Origin of the sequence: Actinomadura macra NBRC 14102, from assembly GCF_001552215.1 — a bacterium.
GTDB lineage: Bacteria > Actinomycetota > Actinomycetes > Streptosporangiales > Streptosporangiaceae > Spirillospora > Spirillospora macra.
The window spans coordinates 18,785-33,026 of record NZ_BCQT01000031.1 but is presented as its reverse complement, the minus strand read 5'-3'; the positions used below and the strand labels follow the sequence as shown (position 1 = coordinate 33,026).

Below are 14,242 nucleotides of genomic sequence, written 5' to 3'. Positions count from 1 at the left end.
TCAGGCGGGCCAGTCGGGGCGGCGCTTGTCGAGGAACGCGCGCACACCCTCCTGCGCCTCGGGCGTCTGGCTGGAGGCGGCCATGACCTCGATCGCGTAGCCGTAGGCGTCCTCCTCGGTGCGGTCGAGCTGGGCGTACATGGCCTGCTTTCCGAGGGCCTTGCTGCGCGGGCTGCCCTGGGTGGCGCGCTGGAGGAGATCGAGGACGGCCTTGTCGAGGTCGTCGTCGGGAACGGCGTAGTTGACGAGTCCCCAGTCGGCGGCGGTGGCGGCGTCCACGATCTCGCCGGTCAGCGCCATCTCCGCGGCGCGCTTGCGCCCCACGTTGTGGGCGATGGCGACGAGCGGCGTATGACAGAACCAGCCGCCCTTGCCGCCGGGCGCGGCGAACCCGGCGCTCTCGGCCGCCACCGCGAGGTCGCAGCTCGCGGCGAGCTGGCAGCCCGCCGCCGTCGCGAGGGCGTGCACCCGGGCGACCACGACCTGCGGGACGGACTGGATCGTCCGCATCAGCTCGGTGCACGTCCGCAGCAGGTCGCGGACGTCGGCGTGGGACGCCCCGGCCACGTCCGCGAAGTCGTGCCCGGCGGAGAAGACGGGGCCGTTCGCGGCCAGCACGATGCCGCGGGCGTCGGTCGCCGCGGCCTCCCGGAACGCTGCGGTGAGCTGGAGCAGGAACGGGCGCGACAGGGCGTTGCGGCGGCGCGGGCGGTTCATGGTGATCGTGGTGAACGCGCCGTCGCGCTGGACGAGGACATCGCTGACTTCGCTCATGTTCGCGACGTTACGTCACGGGCGAGGCGGGCGCACGGGCCGGGGAGGGCCCGGACGCGAGGCCGGAAACCGGGTCTGTCTCCGAGGAACACGACCCCCTCACCCCCGTAACGGGATGGAACCTGGCCGGAACTGGGCGAGAAGGGGGGCCGGATGTCGGACCCGCGGCGTACCGTGGCCGGGTCCACGGACGCGCTGACGGGGTTGCCGAGGAGGCATGGCCTTGAAACTGCTCACCGCCACCGACTCCAGCCAGGGATACCGCGACAACGACTTCGACTGGTGCGTCGAGGGGGAGCTGGTGCACATCGGGATCGTGTGCGCCCGCGACCGGGATGACCCTGACGGCGGCTGCGGCTGCGGCCGCTCCTTCGCCGGGCTGAACTCGCACCGCGCGACGACCACCGCGATGGTGCGGGAGGTGCCGGGTTTCACCGACGACGACTACGTCGAGGCGATCCGGTCGAGCCTGGAGCAGCAGGGCTGCGACCCCTCCTACGCCGAGCACGAGGCGGCGCTGCTGCGCTGCCTGGTGCGCGACTGGCCGGTGGGGGTGATCGTGGAGCGGCGGCTGAATGAGATCGTGGTACGGCAACAGGTGGTGTAGGCGTCGTTCAGGAGGTGGGCTGTACTCGTCGCGTTCTCGGTGACCCCGCTCGGCACGGGGGAGGACGTCGGTGAACTCGTCGCGGAGGCGGTGCGAGTGGTGCGGGCCAGCGGGCTGCCCAACCGGACCGACGCGATGTTCACCACGATCGAGGGGGAGTGGGACGAGGTGATGGCGGTGGTGAAGGCGGCGACCGACGCCGTCGCCGCGCGGGCGCCCCGGGTGAGTCTGGTGGTGAAGGCGGATGTGCGCCCCGGTGTGACGGGGGCGCTGGACGCCAAGGTCGCGTCCGTGGAGCGGTATCTGGCCTGAGCGGGATTCTCGGGGAGCCGACGGAGGTCCTCACCGGGGCCCGGCGTCATTGGCCGGCGAGCCAGGCGCCGATCTCGGCGTCGGTGCGGGGGAGGACGCACCACAGTGCCTCGTCCGTCGTGGCGCACAGCGGGATGCGCTCCTCCAGGCCGAGGACGCGGAACATCTTGGCGGCGAATGGGCGCACGCCCACCATCGCCATGGCGGCGCCGTGCGCCTCGCACTCGCGCGCACAGGCCGAGACGGCGCGGACGCCCTCGGCGTCGAAGAACGAGACGCCCGCGACGTCCAGGACGACGGGCCGCCACGCGAGGTCCCGCAGCCGGTCGCGGACGCGCGGCGCCGACGCCCGGTCCATCTCGCCGGTCAGGAGCACGACGGTGTGCTGTTCGGCGTTCACGACGATCATGTCGACGGTGGCTTCCTGCATGATGACCTCGCATCCGGGTGGCCGGCAGCCGGTGACCCAGAAGCATCGCGTGAATACTCACCGTTGCCAAGCCGTTCGCGGAAGTCGGTCGGTGTCGGTCGGCGGGCGGGTCAGCTGAAGCAGGCCTTGGCGCCGCCGTTGCCGCCGCGCGAGAAGCTCCGCAGGCGCTGCGAGGCCGAACCGTGGTCACCGGGCCTCGTCCACGGCGCCTTGTCGCCGATGACGCGGAACGCCGCGGCGATCTCCTGCTCATCACCGTCCTCGAAGGTGAGCCTGTCGTCCTTGGCCGCGCCGTACAGCGCGGCGCCCGCCAGGCAGTCGGCCTGGAGCTCGGAGGCCGCGGACACCAGGCTCCGGCGCAGCCGGTTCTGGATGGCGTGCCCCCACTCGTGCGCGACGACGAGGTAGACCCAGGCGTCGCCGCGGGCGTAGCCGGACCGCATCAGCTGGGCGTCCCAGGCGACGAAGTCCCCGCTGGGGCAGTACGCGGCGTTGCCGGGTTCGAGGGGCTTGCCGCCGCAGCGGGGGGCCGACGCGGGGTCGCGGCCGTTGTAGAGGCCGCGGATGCGCGGGGGCCGGTAGGTGCCGGTGAACAACTCCTGCCAATGCAGCCGCCAGAATCCGTTGGTGACGGTCGCGGCACTTCGCAGATCCTCCTGGAACTCCTTCTCGTCGAAGTCGCGATACTGCTGCGCGCCGACCCCGTCCGCGGTGGCCTGGGCGGCCGGCCGCGGGGTGCCCGGCAGGGCGCCGTCGAGGTCGCAGGCGGCGGTCAGGGCGAGCGTGACGGCGAGGGCCGCGGCGGCGGCCGCTCGCCTTCGCACTCGTCTTCGGGTGTGCTGAGCCGTCTCGGTCATACCCGGGGGTACGCGGCGGCGCCCCCGGATGGTCGAGCCACGGCCGATTCGGGCCGCGGCAGCGGCCCTCAGACCGAGGCGATGAGGGTCTGGGCCGTGTGGACGAGGTCGGTGTTGTCCGCGGCCGCGGAGCCGTCCGGCAGGGCGAGGGTGTCCTCCAGGCCGATGCGGGCGTCCAGGCCCAGGCGGGCGGCGAGGCGCAGGACGGGCCAGGCGCCGCCCTCTTCGCCGTGCAGGAGGATCGGGCGCTCGTGTCCGGTGCCGAGGGCGTGCAGCAGCGCCTTGGCGGTCTCCTTCGCCGACTCCGGCCCGGTGTCGGTGACCTCGGCGAGGATGCGCAGCACGCGGCCCGCGTGCCGCCAGCGCAGGAAGCGTTCGGCGGCGTCGGTGCCGGAGAAGATGCCCGCCTCGATGCCGATGCCGCGATCGAGGAGGGTCTCGGCGACGAGTTCCGCGCCGTCCTCGTGGAAGTTCACCGAGGCGTGGTCGGGCAGCACCGTCCACGATCGGACGAGAGCGGCGCGCTCGGCGGGGTCGGGCGCGGTCCACGCGCCGGTGGTGACACCGACGGTGATCTCCGGCGCGGCGGCGCGGACGGCGGTGACGGCCGCCGCGACGTGCACGGGCTGGATCGTGTCGCCGCCGGCGTCGTCCTTGCAGTGGATGTGCGCGTCCCGCACGCCGACGTCGGCGGCGGCGCGGACGGTGGCGGCCACCTCCTCCGGGGCGATGGGCACGCCGAGATGGTCGGTCCTGCTGCGCGCTCCGTTCGGGCAGACCTGCAACATGAACCGATCATCTCAAACCCGGTTCCAGCCGCGCCGACGCGGGGGCCGTGTCGTCGGCGACCGTTCGCTTGTCGGCGGACGTCGGGCCGTACGAGCGGAGGATCACGGGGGCACCCAGCGCGTTCTCCACCGTTTCCACCGGGTGGCCGAGCGGGCGGTAGACGGGACGGGCGGCGAACAGGCGCCGGGTCAGCGCCGCCTGGCGGTCCAGGTCGGCGGGCCCCACCGGGAGGCGCGCGACCTGCTCGCCGTCCATCTCGTAGGCGTGGCAGACACGCAGGTCTGGACGCGCCCCCGCGATGTCCAGATGCGTGACCGCCAGGCCGTCCACACCGCCGGTCACATCCAGCGCATAGCGGAGCGCGACGGAGTCCAGGTGGCCGACGCGGAACGCGCCCTGCCACGGGCCCGTCCCGTTGTGCGGGTCGGGCAGCTCGGCCGTCAGCGCCGCGTCCTCGGTGACGAACGGCCCGGGACCGTGGCGTGTCGCGTACGCGCGCAGCACACCGAGCCGGGTCGCGGTCTCGCCCGCCTCCGCCAGGAGGGTCTCGGCGTTGGCGAACGTGGTCGTCGACCAGGTCGTGTACGGATGGAAACCATGCCGCTCATCCAGCAGCACCCCTTGCGCACCCTCGAACACCGCGCGCCCCTCCCGCAGCAGGGCGTGGAGGTGCTCACCGCCGACGATGCGGACGCGCTCCGCGAACGCGGTGAACGCCTCCGTGCAGGCGTCCACGTCCGGGACGTCCTCGCCGGATGGGAAGGTGTCGCGGTACCAGTCGCGTAGCGCGGCGAGCCGGCGGCGCAGCCGCGCGGGCGTCCGGCAGTCGCCCGCGCGCGGCGCGTCGTCGTGCCCGAGGGCGTAGGACGCCGTCTCGCCGACCCCCATCCCGCACGACCCGTGCCGGGCCGCGCCGCGCGCGATCTCCCGCGACCGGTTGGCGGCCCGGTGGTAGGGCGTCGTCAGCAGTGCGTCGCGGTCCACGGTCAGCCTTTCGAGCACGTCGCGCACGCCGGTGGCCCGCAGGTGGTCGGCCTCGACCGCGAGCGCGAGCGGGTCGAGGTGAACGAACCGCGCCAGGTGCGTCCGGACGCCGGGCGTGAACATCCCGGAGCCGAGCTGGGCGAACGTGTGGTGCCGGCCGTCCCCCGTCACGACGTTGTGCGCGGCCTGCGCGCCGCCGTTGAACCGGACGACCACCTGCGCGCCCCGTGCCCCGTGCGACGCGGCGCACAGGTGGTCGACGACCGTGCCCTTGCCGGCGTCCCCGAAGCCGAGGTCCACGACGATGACATGCCCTCCCATCGTGGGACGGACTCAGAGGCGGGTGGTCGCGGACGGACCGGACGCGCTCAGCCCGGGCGGCGCGGCCGACACGGCGACCGGCGCGCGGGAGGCGTCCAGCCGGGCCAGGGCCCGCGCGACCGACGTGCCCGCGTCGGACCCGGCCTCCTCCAGATGCTCCAGGCCCTCGTCGAGGTCGATCGCGTCCTCGCCGAGCCCGATGGTCAGCGCGATCGTCTCGCAGACCGCGGCCGGATCGTCGAGGTAGAGGACGTGCTGACCGAGCAGCTCCTGCCAGAAGTCCTTCAGCTTGCGGCTGCCCGCGTGGTAACCCCCCTCGGGGATGATGAAGTACACCTCGTACATCCGCTGCAACTCGCGGACCATGGCGGCGATGGGGACGTCGGCCTCGACGTCGTCCCCGATGACCTTCGCGATCTCGCGCCGCGACACCTTCGGGTAGCCGAGCTCGTCACCGATCATGAACAGGTAGCCGCGTTTTCCGCGCTTCTCGAAGCAGTCGATCGCGGTGTGCCGGGCCATGAAGTACATCGCCAGCTCGTAGGACTCCGTCATCTGGCCGCCGCCCCCGCCCTCCAGCAGGATCTTGCCGAGGTCGTCGTCCATCCGGTTGTCGGCCTCGAACTGGCCGACCTGGAGCGGCGCCCGGTCGCAGGTCGCGTCGCCGACGGCGCCGAACAGGATGTGCGGGTGCTCCACGTACCCCTTGCGGAGCAGCAGCCCGAGCAGGTTGGGCAGCTTGGTCTGCAGGGTCCGCGGGACGCCGCCCATCGAGCCCGTCACATCGAACAGCACCGCGATCGCGAGCGACTCGGGATGGTCGTCGGAGTCCCGGCTCTCCCGGACGGTCACACCGTTCGGGTCGAGGTCGGGGTGGACGGTGGTGGCGCCGCCGTCGCTGTAGGCGAAGGCGCTCGCCCCGGTCGCCGCGCGGTAGCTCCGCCGGGCGGCGTAGACGTCGGTGGACCAGGTCCCGCTTCCCATGATCGTCTCCTTCGATGGTGGTGGTGGGGCTCAGTGGTGGGGCTCAGTGGTGGGGCAGATGGAAGGGGCGGAACCGGCGCCGGCCGTACAGCCGTTCGAGCAGCTCGTCGAGCTCGGTCAGCAGCCGCCAGGCGTCGGCGGGGCGCCGGTTCTGCGCCGGCAGCAGGCAGCCGCGGGCGAACGAGCGCATCGCCCTGGGCGCCTTGTCGCCCATCAGCTCGGTCATGCACCGGGTGGCCATGAAGATGTCGGTGGCCGGGGACGCCGTCCGCCGCCCCGGCACTTCCGGCGGGTACCAGCCGGCGTACCGGTCGACCAGCGCGGGAACCCGCCCGGACGGGTCGGTGCTCGCGTAGCACCCGGGCACCGAGTAACACCAGTCGACCAGGACGAGGCCGTGCTCGCCGGGATGGATCAGGACGTGGTCCGGCAGCACCGCGCCGTGCAGGACGCCGGCGCGGTGCGCGAACCCGAGGCCGACGAGCAGGCGCCGCCACATCCAGGCCGCGTCGCGCGGGTCGAGCCCGTCCGGGTAGGCGCGCCCGACCTCGGTCAGGCTGTGGAAGCCGTCCAGCGCGACCATGGCGTTCACCTGTCGCTGCGCCCCGGTGACGGGGTCGCGATGCCGGAAGGACTCGACGATCCGCGGTACGTAGGGCAGGAACCGGCCGTCGCCGTCCTTGGGGAGCTGGCGCAGTGCCACCGCCTCGCGCTCCAGCAGGTCGCTGTCCCGTGGGTCGCGCGGCATCTTCAGCAGCACCCGCCGCGGCGGGGTCCCCGGCTCGGCCGCGTACAGCTCCGCGAGGTCGCCGCCGATCGGGTCGCCGGTGAGGCGGTAGGAGTGGCGGCGGGTGGTGATGACGGACGGGTCGGCCCCGTTGTAATTTCGCCAGAGCGCGTTCAACCTGATGAACGCCTCACGCGTCCGGCCGCCCGTCGCGTCCGGGTGGACGAGCCGGGCCAGCCGCCGGTAGCGCCGCACGGCCTCGGCGGCGTCACCGCCGAACAGGTCGCCGGGGGTGCGCACCCGGTCGAGCCGGGCCAGCGCATCGTCCAGTGCGTCGGCCTGCGCGGTCATCGGATCTCCTCCTCGCGGCTGGGGCGCAGCAGGGCGGGATGCAGGAGGCGGGCGTCGCCCGCGCGGTAGAGGCGGGGCCGGGGGCCGCCGCGCCGTCCGCCCTTGTCGGACGTCGCGCCCGTGCTCTCCACGAAGCCGGGCACCGACAGCACCTTCCGGTGGAAGTTGCCGGCGTGCAGTTCCTCTCCCCACACCGCCTCGTAGACGGCGCGCAGCTCGGGGATCGTGAACTCGCCGCCGCAGAACGCCGTGGCGAGCGGCGCGTACTCCAGCTTCGCGCGGGCCCGCTCCAGCCCGTCCGACAGGATCCGGGCGTGGTCGAAGGCGAGCCGCCGGGTGGTGCCCGGACGCTGGTCGCCCGACTCGGTCAGGCCCAGCGCGTCGACCGTGACCCAGGCCGCGTCGGCGGCGTCGCCGCCGGCCTCGGGATCGGGCAGTTCGGGTGCGAACGCCAGGTAGGCGACGGAGATGACGCGCATGCGCGGGTCCCGTCCAGGAGCACCGTACGTGCCGAGCTGCTCCAGGTGGACGCGGCCGAGCGCACCGCCCTTCGCGCTGAGCCCGGTCTCCTCGGCCAGCTCGCGCACCGCGGCCTCGGGCAGATCCTCGGCCTCGGTGCCCCGGACGGCCCCGCCGGCCTGGACGAACCCGCCGGGCAGCGCCCACATCCCCGCGTACGGGGCGTTGCCGCGCCGCACCAGCAGCACGTGCAGGGCGCCGTCGCGGATGGTGAGGGCGACGACGTCCACGGTCACCGCGACCGGGTCATAGGCGCGCGGGTCGTAGTTCGCGAGGAACTCGCTCTCGTCGTGCCCGGGGGCCGGGGTCATCCGCTTCCTCCCGTTCGGTCAGGCTCAATATGAGTCAGTCTCAAGTTGAGTTCATCTCGCTATGAGAAGAACATAACGGACACCGCCCCCGCTGTCCAGCCCCTGGGAACGGCGAGAGCGCCGCCTCCCGGGGAGGGGAGGCGGCGCTCTCAGGCGCGGGGGCGTCCGGTCAGCGGCGGTGGCGTCCACCGCCGGGGGCGGGCGGCGGCTCCTGGGGTTCCTCGTCGTCCCAGCCGCCGCCGCGGCGGCGGCGAGGGTCGGCGGCGTACCCGCCGGACGCGTCCGGCTCGCGCGAGTACCCCTCGCCTTGCTGCCGCCCGGCGGAGGATTGATCGGCCGCGAACTGCCCGGAGGAGTAGCGGCTGCCCGGATACTCCCCGCTCTGCGGCGGGCCCTGCCACGGGTCCACCGGCTGCTGCCCCGACCCGAACGCGTCCGACGCGGACGAGCCTGAGCCGAACGTCCCTGACCCGAACGCTCCTGATTCAAATGCCTCGGATCCGAAGGCCCCGGACCCGCCGGATCCGAACGTCCCGGACTCGGACGATTCCGACCCATAAGAGCCCGACCCATAAGAGCCCGACCCGTACGGCCTGGACTCGTACGACCCCGTACCGGAGGTCTCGGAACCGTAGGATCCGGATCCGGCGCCGTGGGACCCGGAAGTGAAGGCCCCTCTGCCGGAGTCGAAGGAACCGGATCCGTGTGCCCCGGACCCGTATGCTCCGGACCCGTACCCCTCGGTTCCGTACGTGCCGGACGCGGACGGCTCTGCGCCGAACCCCCCGGATTGTCCCGCCGGATACTGGCCCGTTCCCTGCTGCCCGAGCCCGGGGTACCCGCCGCTCCGCTGAGCGCCGTGTTGTGCGCCGTAGTGTGCACCGCTCTGTTGTGCGCCGTATTGCTGTGGGGTGTACTGCCCCGATCCGTACGGGACGGGCGCGGCGTGCGCGGGGGCGGACTGCGACCCGGTGGGGAAGGGGGCGGAGCCGGGCGGCGGAGGCGCCGCCATCTGAGCGGCCACCGGACGCGCGGCCGGGGGCGATTCCAGCAGCAGTTTCATCTGGCTCTTGCGGCGCCCGTAGACGAGGTACAGCAGAAGACCCCCGACCATCCAGATCGTGAAGTAGCCCCATGTCTGGACCTTGAGGTTCAGCATCAGCCAGCCGACCGCGACGATCGTCACCACGGCGGTGATCGGCGCCGCCGGCACCCGGAAGGGGCGGTGCAGGTCGGGCCGGTCCCGGCGCAGCGCCAGCACCGCCGCCGCCACGAACAGGAAGGCGAACAGCGTCCCGATCACGACGAGCTGCTCCAGGGTGAGCACGTCGAGGGTCTGCGACGCCACCACGGCCGCGGCGCCCGACAGCAGCGTGGCGCGGGACGGCACCTTGTAGCGGCTCATCTCGGCGAGCGGGCGCGGCAGCAGCCCGTCCCGGGACATCGAGAACACCACCCGGCTCAGGGCGACCAGCAGCACCAGGATCACGGTCGTCAGCCCGAGCATCGCGCCCACGTCGACGATCTTGCCCATCGCGCCCGCGCCGACCGAGTCGAACGCCGCGGCGAGCAGCAGCTTGTCGGAGTTGAGCTTGGCGAAGCCGTCCATGCCGACCATGCCGACGAACGCGACCGCCACGGCCGCGTACACCACGATGGTGGTGATCAGCGCGGTGAGGATGCCGCGCGGCACCTTGCGGGGCGCGTCGTCGGTCTCCTCGGACGCGGTGGCGATCAGGTCGAACCCGATGTAGGCGAACGCGATGGCGGGCGCCGCCGCGAACAGGCCCCAGACGCCGAAGACGTGCGGGGTGCCGCCGCCGACCGCGCCGAGCAGCGCGTCCAGTACCGTCTGGTCCCCCTCGGGCGCGGGCTTGGCCGGCGGCACGAACGGGGTGAGGTTGGAGGGGTGGAAGAACTTCATGCCCGTGGCGATGACCAGCCCGATCACGATCATCTTGCCCATGACCATGAACCACAGCGTCCGCAGGCTCATCCGGCTGCCGGTCGCGAGCATCACGATGAGCAGCAGCAGGATGCCGAACGCGAACACGTCCGGCCCCTTCATCTGGCCGATGACGTCGCCGAGCCACGCCGGGACCGGGACCCCGAAGTCGTGCAGCGCCTGCGTCGCGTACAGCGACCAGACCCGCGCGAGCACCGACGCCGCGAGCAGCAGCTCCATCACCAGCGACCAGCCGACCACCCACGCCCACACCTCGCCGAAGGCGACGTAGCTGAAGGAGTAGGCGCTGCCCGCGACCGGGATGATCGAGGACAGTTCGGCGTAGGCGAGCGCGGCCAGCACGCACACGCCACCGGCGATCAGGAAGGAGACGAGCACGCCGGGCCCGGCGGTCGCGGTGGCCTGTTCTCCGGCGATCTTGAAGATGCCGGATCCGATCATCACGCCGAGGCCGAGCACGATCAGGTCGCGCGTTCGGTAGACCACACGGAGCCGGTGCCGGCCCCCGTACAGCCGGCCGGTCGCCTGCTCGACGGGCAGGCGCCGGAACATGTTGTTGCGCATGCGGATGTCCCAGGTCATAGGTTGTCCCCCCAGGCCGGAACCCGCGCCGCTGTTCGCGAGAGATGGGCTGGTCGAAGTCCCTAAGAATTCACCAGGTATGGGGATAATCGCAATGATTTCCTCGCGATTGATGTCGTCTTGATGCCGTTGGTGGCGTACAGGCCGTATCCCGATCTCAACGTGGCACTGGCTGCTCACGCTGGGCGAACACCGATTCGGTCGGCACCTCCTTTTCGATCTTGCTTTGTCTTTTCGCGGAGCGTCCGAAGCGTCGTCCTAGGGGCGCCAGAGGGGTCTCCGAGGGTCACGAGAGGAGGGTTAGAGAGGGCGTCCAGGGTCGGCCGGTGGGGATGCTGGCGCGTGGGGTGGATCGGTGAAACTGTGGTGGCGCCGCGTCCCTCAGGAGGTTCGGTGTCCCGCAGTACGTCGCCCTCGCTCGCCCTCCGCCACACGGCCGCCGCGGCGGCGCTGGCCGTGACCGCCGCGCTCGTCCTTCCCGCCGCCGCGGGCGCCGCGCCGCTCCCCGGGTCCCCGACGGAGCCCGTCCCACCCGACCGGCGGCCGGTCGCCACCGGCTACGGCGGCGCGGTCTCCACGGTCGACCCCGACGCCAGCCGGACCGCGCTCGACGTCCTCAAGCACGGCGGCAACGCGATGGACGCGGCCGTCGCCGCCGCCGCGACGCTCGGCGTCACCGAGCCCTACGTCGCAGCGATCGGCGGCGGGGGCTACATCACCTACTACGACGCCAAGAAGCGCCGCGTCCACGCCCTCGACGGGAGGGAGACCGCCCCGAAGGCGATGAAGCAGGACTCGTTCGTCGACCCGGCCACCGGCAAGGCCCTCCCCTTCGACGAGGCCGTCACCAGCGGGCTGAGCGTCGGCGTCCCCGGCACCCTCGCCCAGTGGGACCTCGCGCTCCGCCGCTTCGGCACGCGCGACCTGAGCACCCTCCTCACGCCCGCGATCAAGATCGCGGACAAGGGCTTCGTGGTGGACGCGGAATTCCGCGCCCAGACCGCGGAGAACGAGGCGCGGTTCCGCGACATCGTGCCCACCCGGGAGCTCTTCCTGCCGGGCGGGAAGCTGCCTGAGGTGGGGTCGGTCTTCCGCAACCCCGACCTGGCCCGCACCTACCGCGAGCTGGCCGAACGAGGGCCGGAGTGGATGTACGAGGGCGGGCTCGGCCGAGAGGTCGTGCGGACGGCCGCCAAGCCGCCGGTCGATCCCGCGGCGACGCGCAAGGTCCGGCCCGGCCTGCTCAAGCAGAGCGACCTCGCCGCCTACCGCGCGCTGCCGAAGGAGCCCACCCACGTCGCCTACCGGGGACTGGACGTGTACGGCGAGCCGCCGTCCTCGTCCGGCGGGTCCACCGTCGGCGAAGCGCTCAACATCATGGGCAACTTCCGGCTCGACCCGAAGGACCCCGTCACCGCGCTGCACTACTACCTTGAGGCGTCCAAGCTCGCCTACGCCGACCGAGGCGCCTACGTGGGCGACCCCGCCCAGGTGGACGTGCCGCTGGACGAACTGCTCTCGTCGGGGTTCGCCCGCGAACGGGCCTGCCTGATCAAGCCCGACCAGGCCGCCGCCGCGCCCGTCGCCCCCGGCACCCCGGACGGACGGTACGCCCCCTGCGTCCCGCCGGGCACCCAGACCCGCGCGCTGGCCTACGAGGGCCCGCAGACCACCCACCTGGTCGTCGCCGACAAGTGGGGTGACGTCGTCGCCTACAACGTCACCATCGAGCAGTTCGGCGGCAGCGCCCTCACCGTTCCCGGACGCGGATTCCTGCTCAACAACGAGCTGACCGACTTCACCTTGCAGCCGCCCGCGCCCGGCTCGCCGGCCGACCCGAACCTGCCCGGCCCGCGCAAGCGTCCGCGCAGCAGCATGGCGCCGACGATCGTGCTCCAGGACGGGCGGCCGCGGCTCGCCGTCGGCACGCCCGGCGGGTCCACGATCATCACGACCGTCCTGCAGATCCTGTTCAACCGGATCGACCTCGGCATGGACCTGCCGCAGGCCCTCGCAGCCCCGCGTGCCACGCAGCGCAACACCCCGCAGGTGTTCGCCGAGCCCGCGTTCATCGACGCGTTCGGCAGGTCCCTGGCCGCGCGGGGCCATCGGCTGGCGCCCTTCCCCGGCCCCACGAACGGTGTGATCGGGGCCGCGACCGCGCTGGAGTTCCTCGGTCCAGAACTCGTCCAGGCGGTCGCCGAACCGGTCCGCCGAGGTGGCGGCAGCGCGATGGTGGTGACCCCAGCTCGCTAGGAAACCGCTGGTGAGGCGTGCCCTGACGGTGAACGGGAAGGAGTCGTGCCATGGCGCAGTCTTACGTTCAGGTGACGACCACGACCGACTCCCGCCCCGAGGCGGCCGAGCTGGCCAAGTCGGCCGTTGCCGAGCGGCTCGCGGCCTGCGCCCAGCTTGTCGGGCCGGTCGCCAGCACCTACTGGTGGGAGGGCGAGATCGAGTCGGCCGAGGAGTGGTTGGTGGTCTTCAAGACCACCGCCGACCGGTTCGACGAACTGGCCTCCCTGATCACCGACGGGCACTCCTACGACACCCCGGAGATCATCGCGACGCCCGTCGTGGCGGGCAGCATGGACTACCTCGCATGGCTGGCCGAGCAGACCGAGCCCGCCGAGCCAGACGATGCGGTCGACGAGCCCGAGGACTGATCCCGGTGGCCTCGTGCGCCTGCCCCGTGACCAGGGCAGGGCGCCCGCGCCCGGTGTGACGCCCGTCATATCAGGGAAATAAGTATTTGATTACCCTGGTCGTGGACTCCTCCGGTGCGGGGGAAGGGGGTCGGTGTGGACCGTGCAGACGGTGTGGACGGCGGGGACAGCGGGGACGACGTGCCGCACGAGGACCATGGCCTGTTCGGGCCGGGCTCGGTGACCTGGCAGGTGATGGGTGAGCCGGTGCTGATCGTCGGTGGGATCAGGGCGCTGCTGCTGCAGGCGCTGCACCCCCGGACGATGTGGGGCACCGCGCAGAACTCCGAGCTGATGAACCCCGACGCCGCCTGGTCCCGGCTCGCGCGGACGGTCGAGTTCGTCCGCGTCCGCACGTACGGGACGGAGGCCGAGGTCGAGCGGGTCGGCCGCCGCGTCCGCAACCTGCACTCCAGACTGACCGGCCTCGACCACCGCACCGGCGAGACGTTCCCGGTGGACGATCCGGAGAACCTCCTCTGGGTGCACCTGGGCGAGGTCGACTCCTACCTTGACGTCGGGCGTCGCGCCGGCATCCCGCTGACCGACGCCGACGCCGACGCGTTCGTGGACGAGCAGCGCCGCGCGGCCGCCGTCGTCGGCCTCGACCCCGCCGACGTGCCCGCCTCCGTCGCCGAGATGCGGGACTACTACGAGGGGATGCGCCGACGGATCTGGGCGTGCCGGGAGGCCCGGGAGGGGCTCTGGCGGATGTTCAGCCCCGCCGTCCCGCGGCACCTGCTGCCGCTCAAGCTGGCCGCGCCCGGCGTCGGGACGCTGGTCGTCGCGACACTGCCGCGCTGGGCGCGCCGGATGTACGGGCTCCCGGGCCTGCCGACGTCCGACCTGGCCGCGACGCTGGCGCTCAAGGGCCTCTATCGCACCACCCGCGCCGTCCCCGAGCGTTACCGCTACACACCGGACGCCCGGCGGGCGAGGCGCCTGACGCATGAGCACGAGAGTGCCCCGGCCAGCTGCCCCGTCGCCTCCTGACCCAGCCCCCGGTCTCAACCGAGGGGAGGA

At 72.7% G+C, this 14,242-nt stretch carries 13 protein-coding genes and 1 pseudogene; 5 read left to right on the top strand and 9 right to left on the bottom strand.

The window, feature by feature from the left end:
- Complete coding sequence (locus AMA02S_RS37890) at positions 1 to 774, bottom strand: enoyl-CoA hydratase-related protein (RefSeq protein WP_067469293.1); 774 nt, start codon at positions 772 to 774, stop codon at positions 1 to 3.
- 217 nt (positions 775 to 991) lie between these two features.
- Between AMA02S_RS37890 and AMA02S_RS37885 the strand changes: the two genes are divergently transcribed.
- Together AMA02S_RS37885 and AMA02S_RS37880 are read left to right on the top strand one after the other, a co-directional pair.
- Positions 992 to 1,381, top strand: coding sequence for a DUF7715 family protein (locus AMA02S_RS37885; RefSeq protein ID WP_067469290.1), 390 nt, complete (start codon positions 992 to 994; stop codon positions 1,379 to 1,381).
- 21 nt (positions 1,382 to 1,402) lie between these two features.
- Positions 1,403 to 1,693: pseudogene (locus AMA02S_RS37880) on the top strand (MTH1187 family thiamine-binding protein); the annotation flags it as partial.
- A gap of 46 nt (positions 1,694 to 1,739) precedes the next feature.
- Here the strand turns inward: AMA02S_RS37880 and AMA02S_RS37875 are convergent.
- From AMA02S_RS37875 to AMA02S_RS44495, 8 genes are all read right to left on the bottom strand, one after another.
- Complete coding sequence (locus AMA02S_RS37875; RefSeq protein ID WP_067469284.1) at positions 1,740 to 2,123, bottom strand: STAS domain-containing protein; 384 nt, start codon at positions 2,121 to 2,123, stop codon at positions 1,740 to 1,742.
- Between the two features lie 110 nt (positions 2,124 to 2,233).
- A complete protein-coding gene (locus AMA02S_RS37870) occupies positions 2,234 to 2,947 on the bottom strand; it encodes a neutral zinc metallopeptidase (protein WP_067469281.1) in 714 nt (237 codons plus the stop codon).
- A gap of 101 nt (positions 2,948 to 3,048) precedes the next feature.
- The gene (locus AMA02S_RS37865) at positions 3,049 to 3,768 is read right to left on the bottom strand and encodes a 3-keto-5-aminohexanoate cleavage protein (RefSeq protein WP_067469278.1); all 720 of its coding nucleotides are present in this window, start codon (positions 3,766 to 3,768) and stop codon (positions 3,049 to 3,051) included.
- A 7-nt stretch (positions 3,769 to 3,775) separates the two neighbouring features.
- On the bottom strand, positions 3,776 to 5,074 hold the full coding sequence (locus tag AMA02S_RS37860) for an adenylosuccinate synthetase (protein ID WP_067469275.1): 1,299 nt from the start codon (positions 5,072 to 5,074) through the stop codon (positions 3,776 to 3,778).
- A 12-nt stretch (positions 5,075 to 5,086) separates the two neighbouring features.
- The gene (locus tag AMA02S_RS37855) at positions 5,087 to 6,058 is read right to left on the bottom strand and encodes a hypothetical protein (RefSeq protein WP_067469272.1); all 972 of its coding nucleotides are present in this window, start codon (positions 6,056 to 6,058) and stop codon (positions 5,087 to 5,089) included.
- 43 nt (positions 6,059 to 6,101) lie between these two features.
- The gene (locus tag AMA02S_RS37850; RefSeq protein ID WP_067469268.1) at positions 6,102 to 7,136 is read right to left on the bottom strand and encodes a molecular chaperone DnaJ; all 1,035 of its coding nucleotides are present in this window, start codon (positions 7,134 to 7,136) and stop codon (positions 6,102 to 6,104) included.
- Positions 7,133 to 7,966, bottom strand: a complete 834-nt coding sequence (locus tag AMA02S_RS37845) for an NUDIX hydrolase (protein ID WP_067469265.1) — start codon at positions 7,964 to 7,966, stop codon at positions 7,133 to 7,135. The genes AMA02S_RS37850 and AMA02S_RS37845 overlap by 4 nt, the downstream gene beginning before the upstream one ends.
- Before the next feature lie 169 nt (positions 7,967 to 8,135).
- The gene (locus AMA02S_RS44495; protein ID WP_067469262.1) at positions 8,136 to 10,514 is read right to left on the bottom strand and encodes an APC family permease; all 2,379 of its coding nucleotides are present in this window, start codon (positions 10,512 to 10,514) and stop codon (positions 8,136 to 8,138) included.
- Between the two features lie 393 nt (positions 10,515 to 10,907).
- Between AMA02S_RS44495 and ggt the strand changes: the two genes are divergently transcribed.
- The 3 genes from ggt (at position 10,908) to AMA02S_RS37825 (ending at position 14,212) form a co-directional block, all read left to right on the top strand.
- The gene (gene ggt, locus AMA02S_RS37835; protein WP_067469258.1) at positions 10,908 to 12,770 is read left to right on the top strand and encodes a gamma-glutamyltransferase; all 1,863 of its coding nucleotides are present in this window, start codon (positions 10,908 to 10,910) and stop codon (positions 12,768 to 12,770) included.
- Positions 12,771 to 12,820: 50 nt separating this feature from the next.
- Entirely contained in the window at positions 12,821 to 13,180 is a 360-nt protein-coding gene (gene cutA / locus AMA02S_RS37830; RefSeq protein WP_067469255.1) for a divalent-cation tolerance protein CutA, read from the top strand.
- A gap of 135 nt (positions 13,181 to 13,315) precedes the next feature.
- Entirely contained in the window at positions 13,316 to 14,212 is an 897-nt protein-coding gene (locus AMA02S_RS37825; protein ID WP_245668015.1) for an oxygenase MpaB family protein, read from the top strand.
- Positions 14,213 to 14,242: the final 30 nt, after the last annotated feature.

What these genes read in the sequence shown, in the direction of transcription:
- cutA (WP_067469255.1), top strand. Translation starts at nt 12,821, where the DNA reads ATGGCGCAGTCTTACGTTCAGGTGACGACCACGACCGACTCCCGCCCC.
- AMA02S_RS37845 (WP_067469265.1), bottom strand. Translation starts at nt 7,966, where the DNA reads ATGACCCCGGCCCCCGGGCACGACGAGAGCGAGTTCCTCGCGAACTAC.
- AMA02S_RS37855 (WP_067469272.1), bottom strand. Translation starts at nt 6,058, where the DNA reads ATGGGAAGCGGGACCTGGTCCACCGACGTCTACGCCGCCCGGCGGAGC.
- AMA02S_RS37875 (WP_067469284.1), bottom strand. Translation starts at nt 2,123, where the DNA reads ATGCAGGAAGCCACCGTCGACATGATCGTCGTGAACGCCGAACAGCAC.
- AMA02S_RS37860 (WP_067469275.1), bottom strand. Translation starts at nt 5,074, where the DNA reads ATGGGAGGGCATGTCATCGTCGTGGACCTCGGCTTCGGGGACGCCGGC.
- AMA02S_RS37865 (WP_067469278.1), bottom strand. Translation starts at nt 3,768, where the DNA reads ATGTTGCAGGTCTGCCCGAACGGAGCGCGCAGCAGGACCGACCATCTC.
- AMA02S_RS37885 (WP_067469290.1), top strand. Translation starts at nt 992, where the DNA reads ATGGCCTTGAAACTGCTCACCGCCACCGACTCCAGCCAGGGATACCGC.
- AMA02S_RS37890 (WP_067469293.1), bottom strand. Translation starts at nt 774, where the DNA reads ATGAGCGAAGTCAGCGATGTCCTCGTCCAGCGCGACGGCGCGTTCACC.
- AMA02S_RS44495 (WP_067469262.1), bottom strand. Translation starts at nt 10,514, where the DNA reads ATGACCTGGGACATCCGCATGCGCAACAACATGTTCCGGCGCCTGCCC.
- AMA02S_RS37850 (WP_067469268.1), bottom strand. Translation starts at nt 7,136, where the DNA reads ATGACCGCGCAGGCCGACGCACTGGACGATGCGCTGGCCCGGCTCGAC.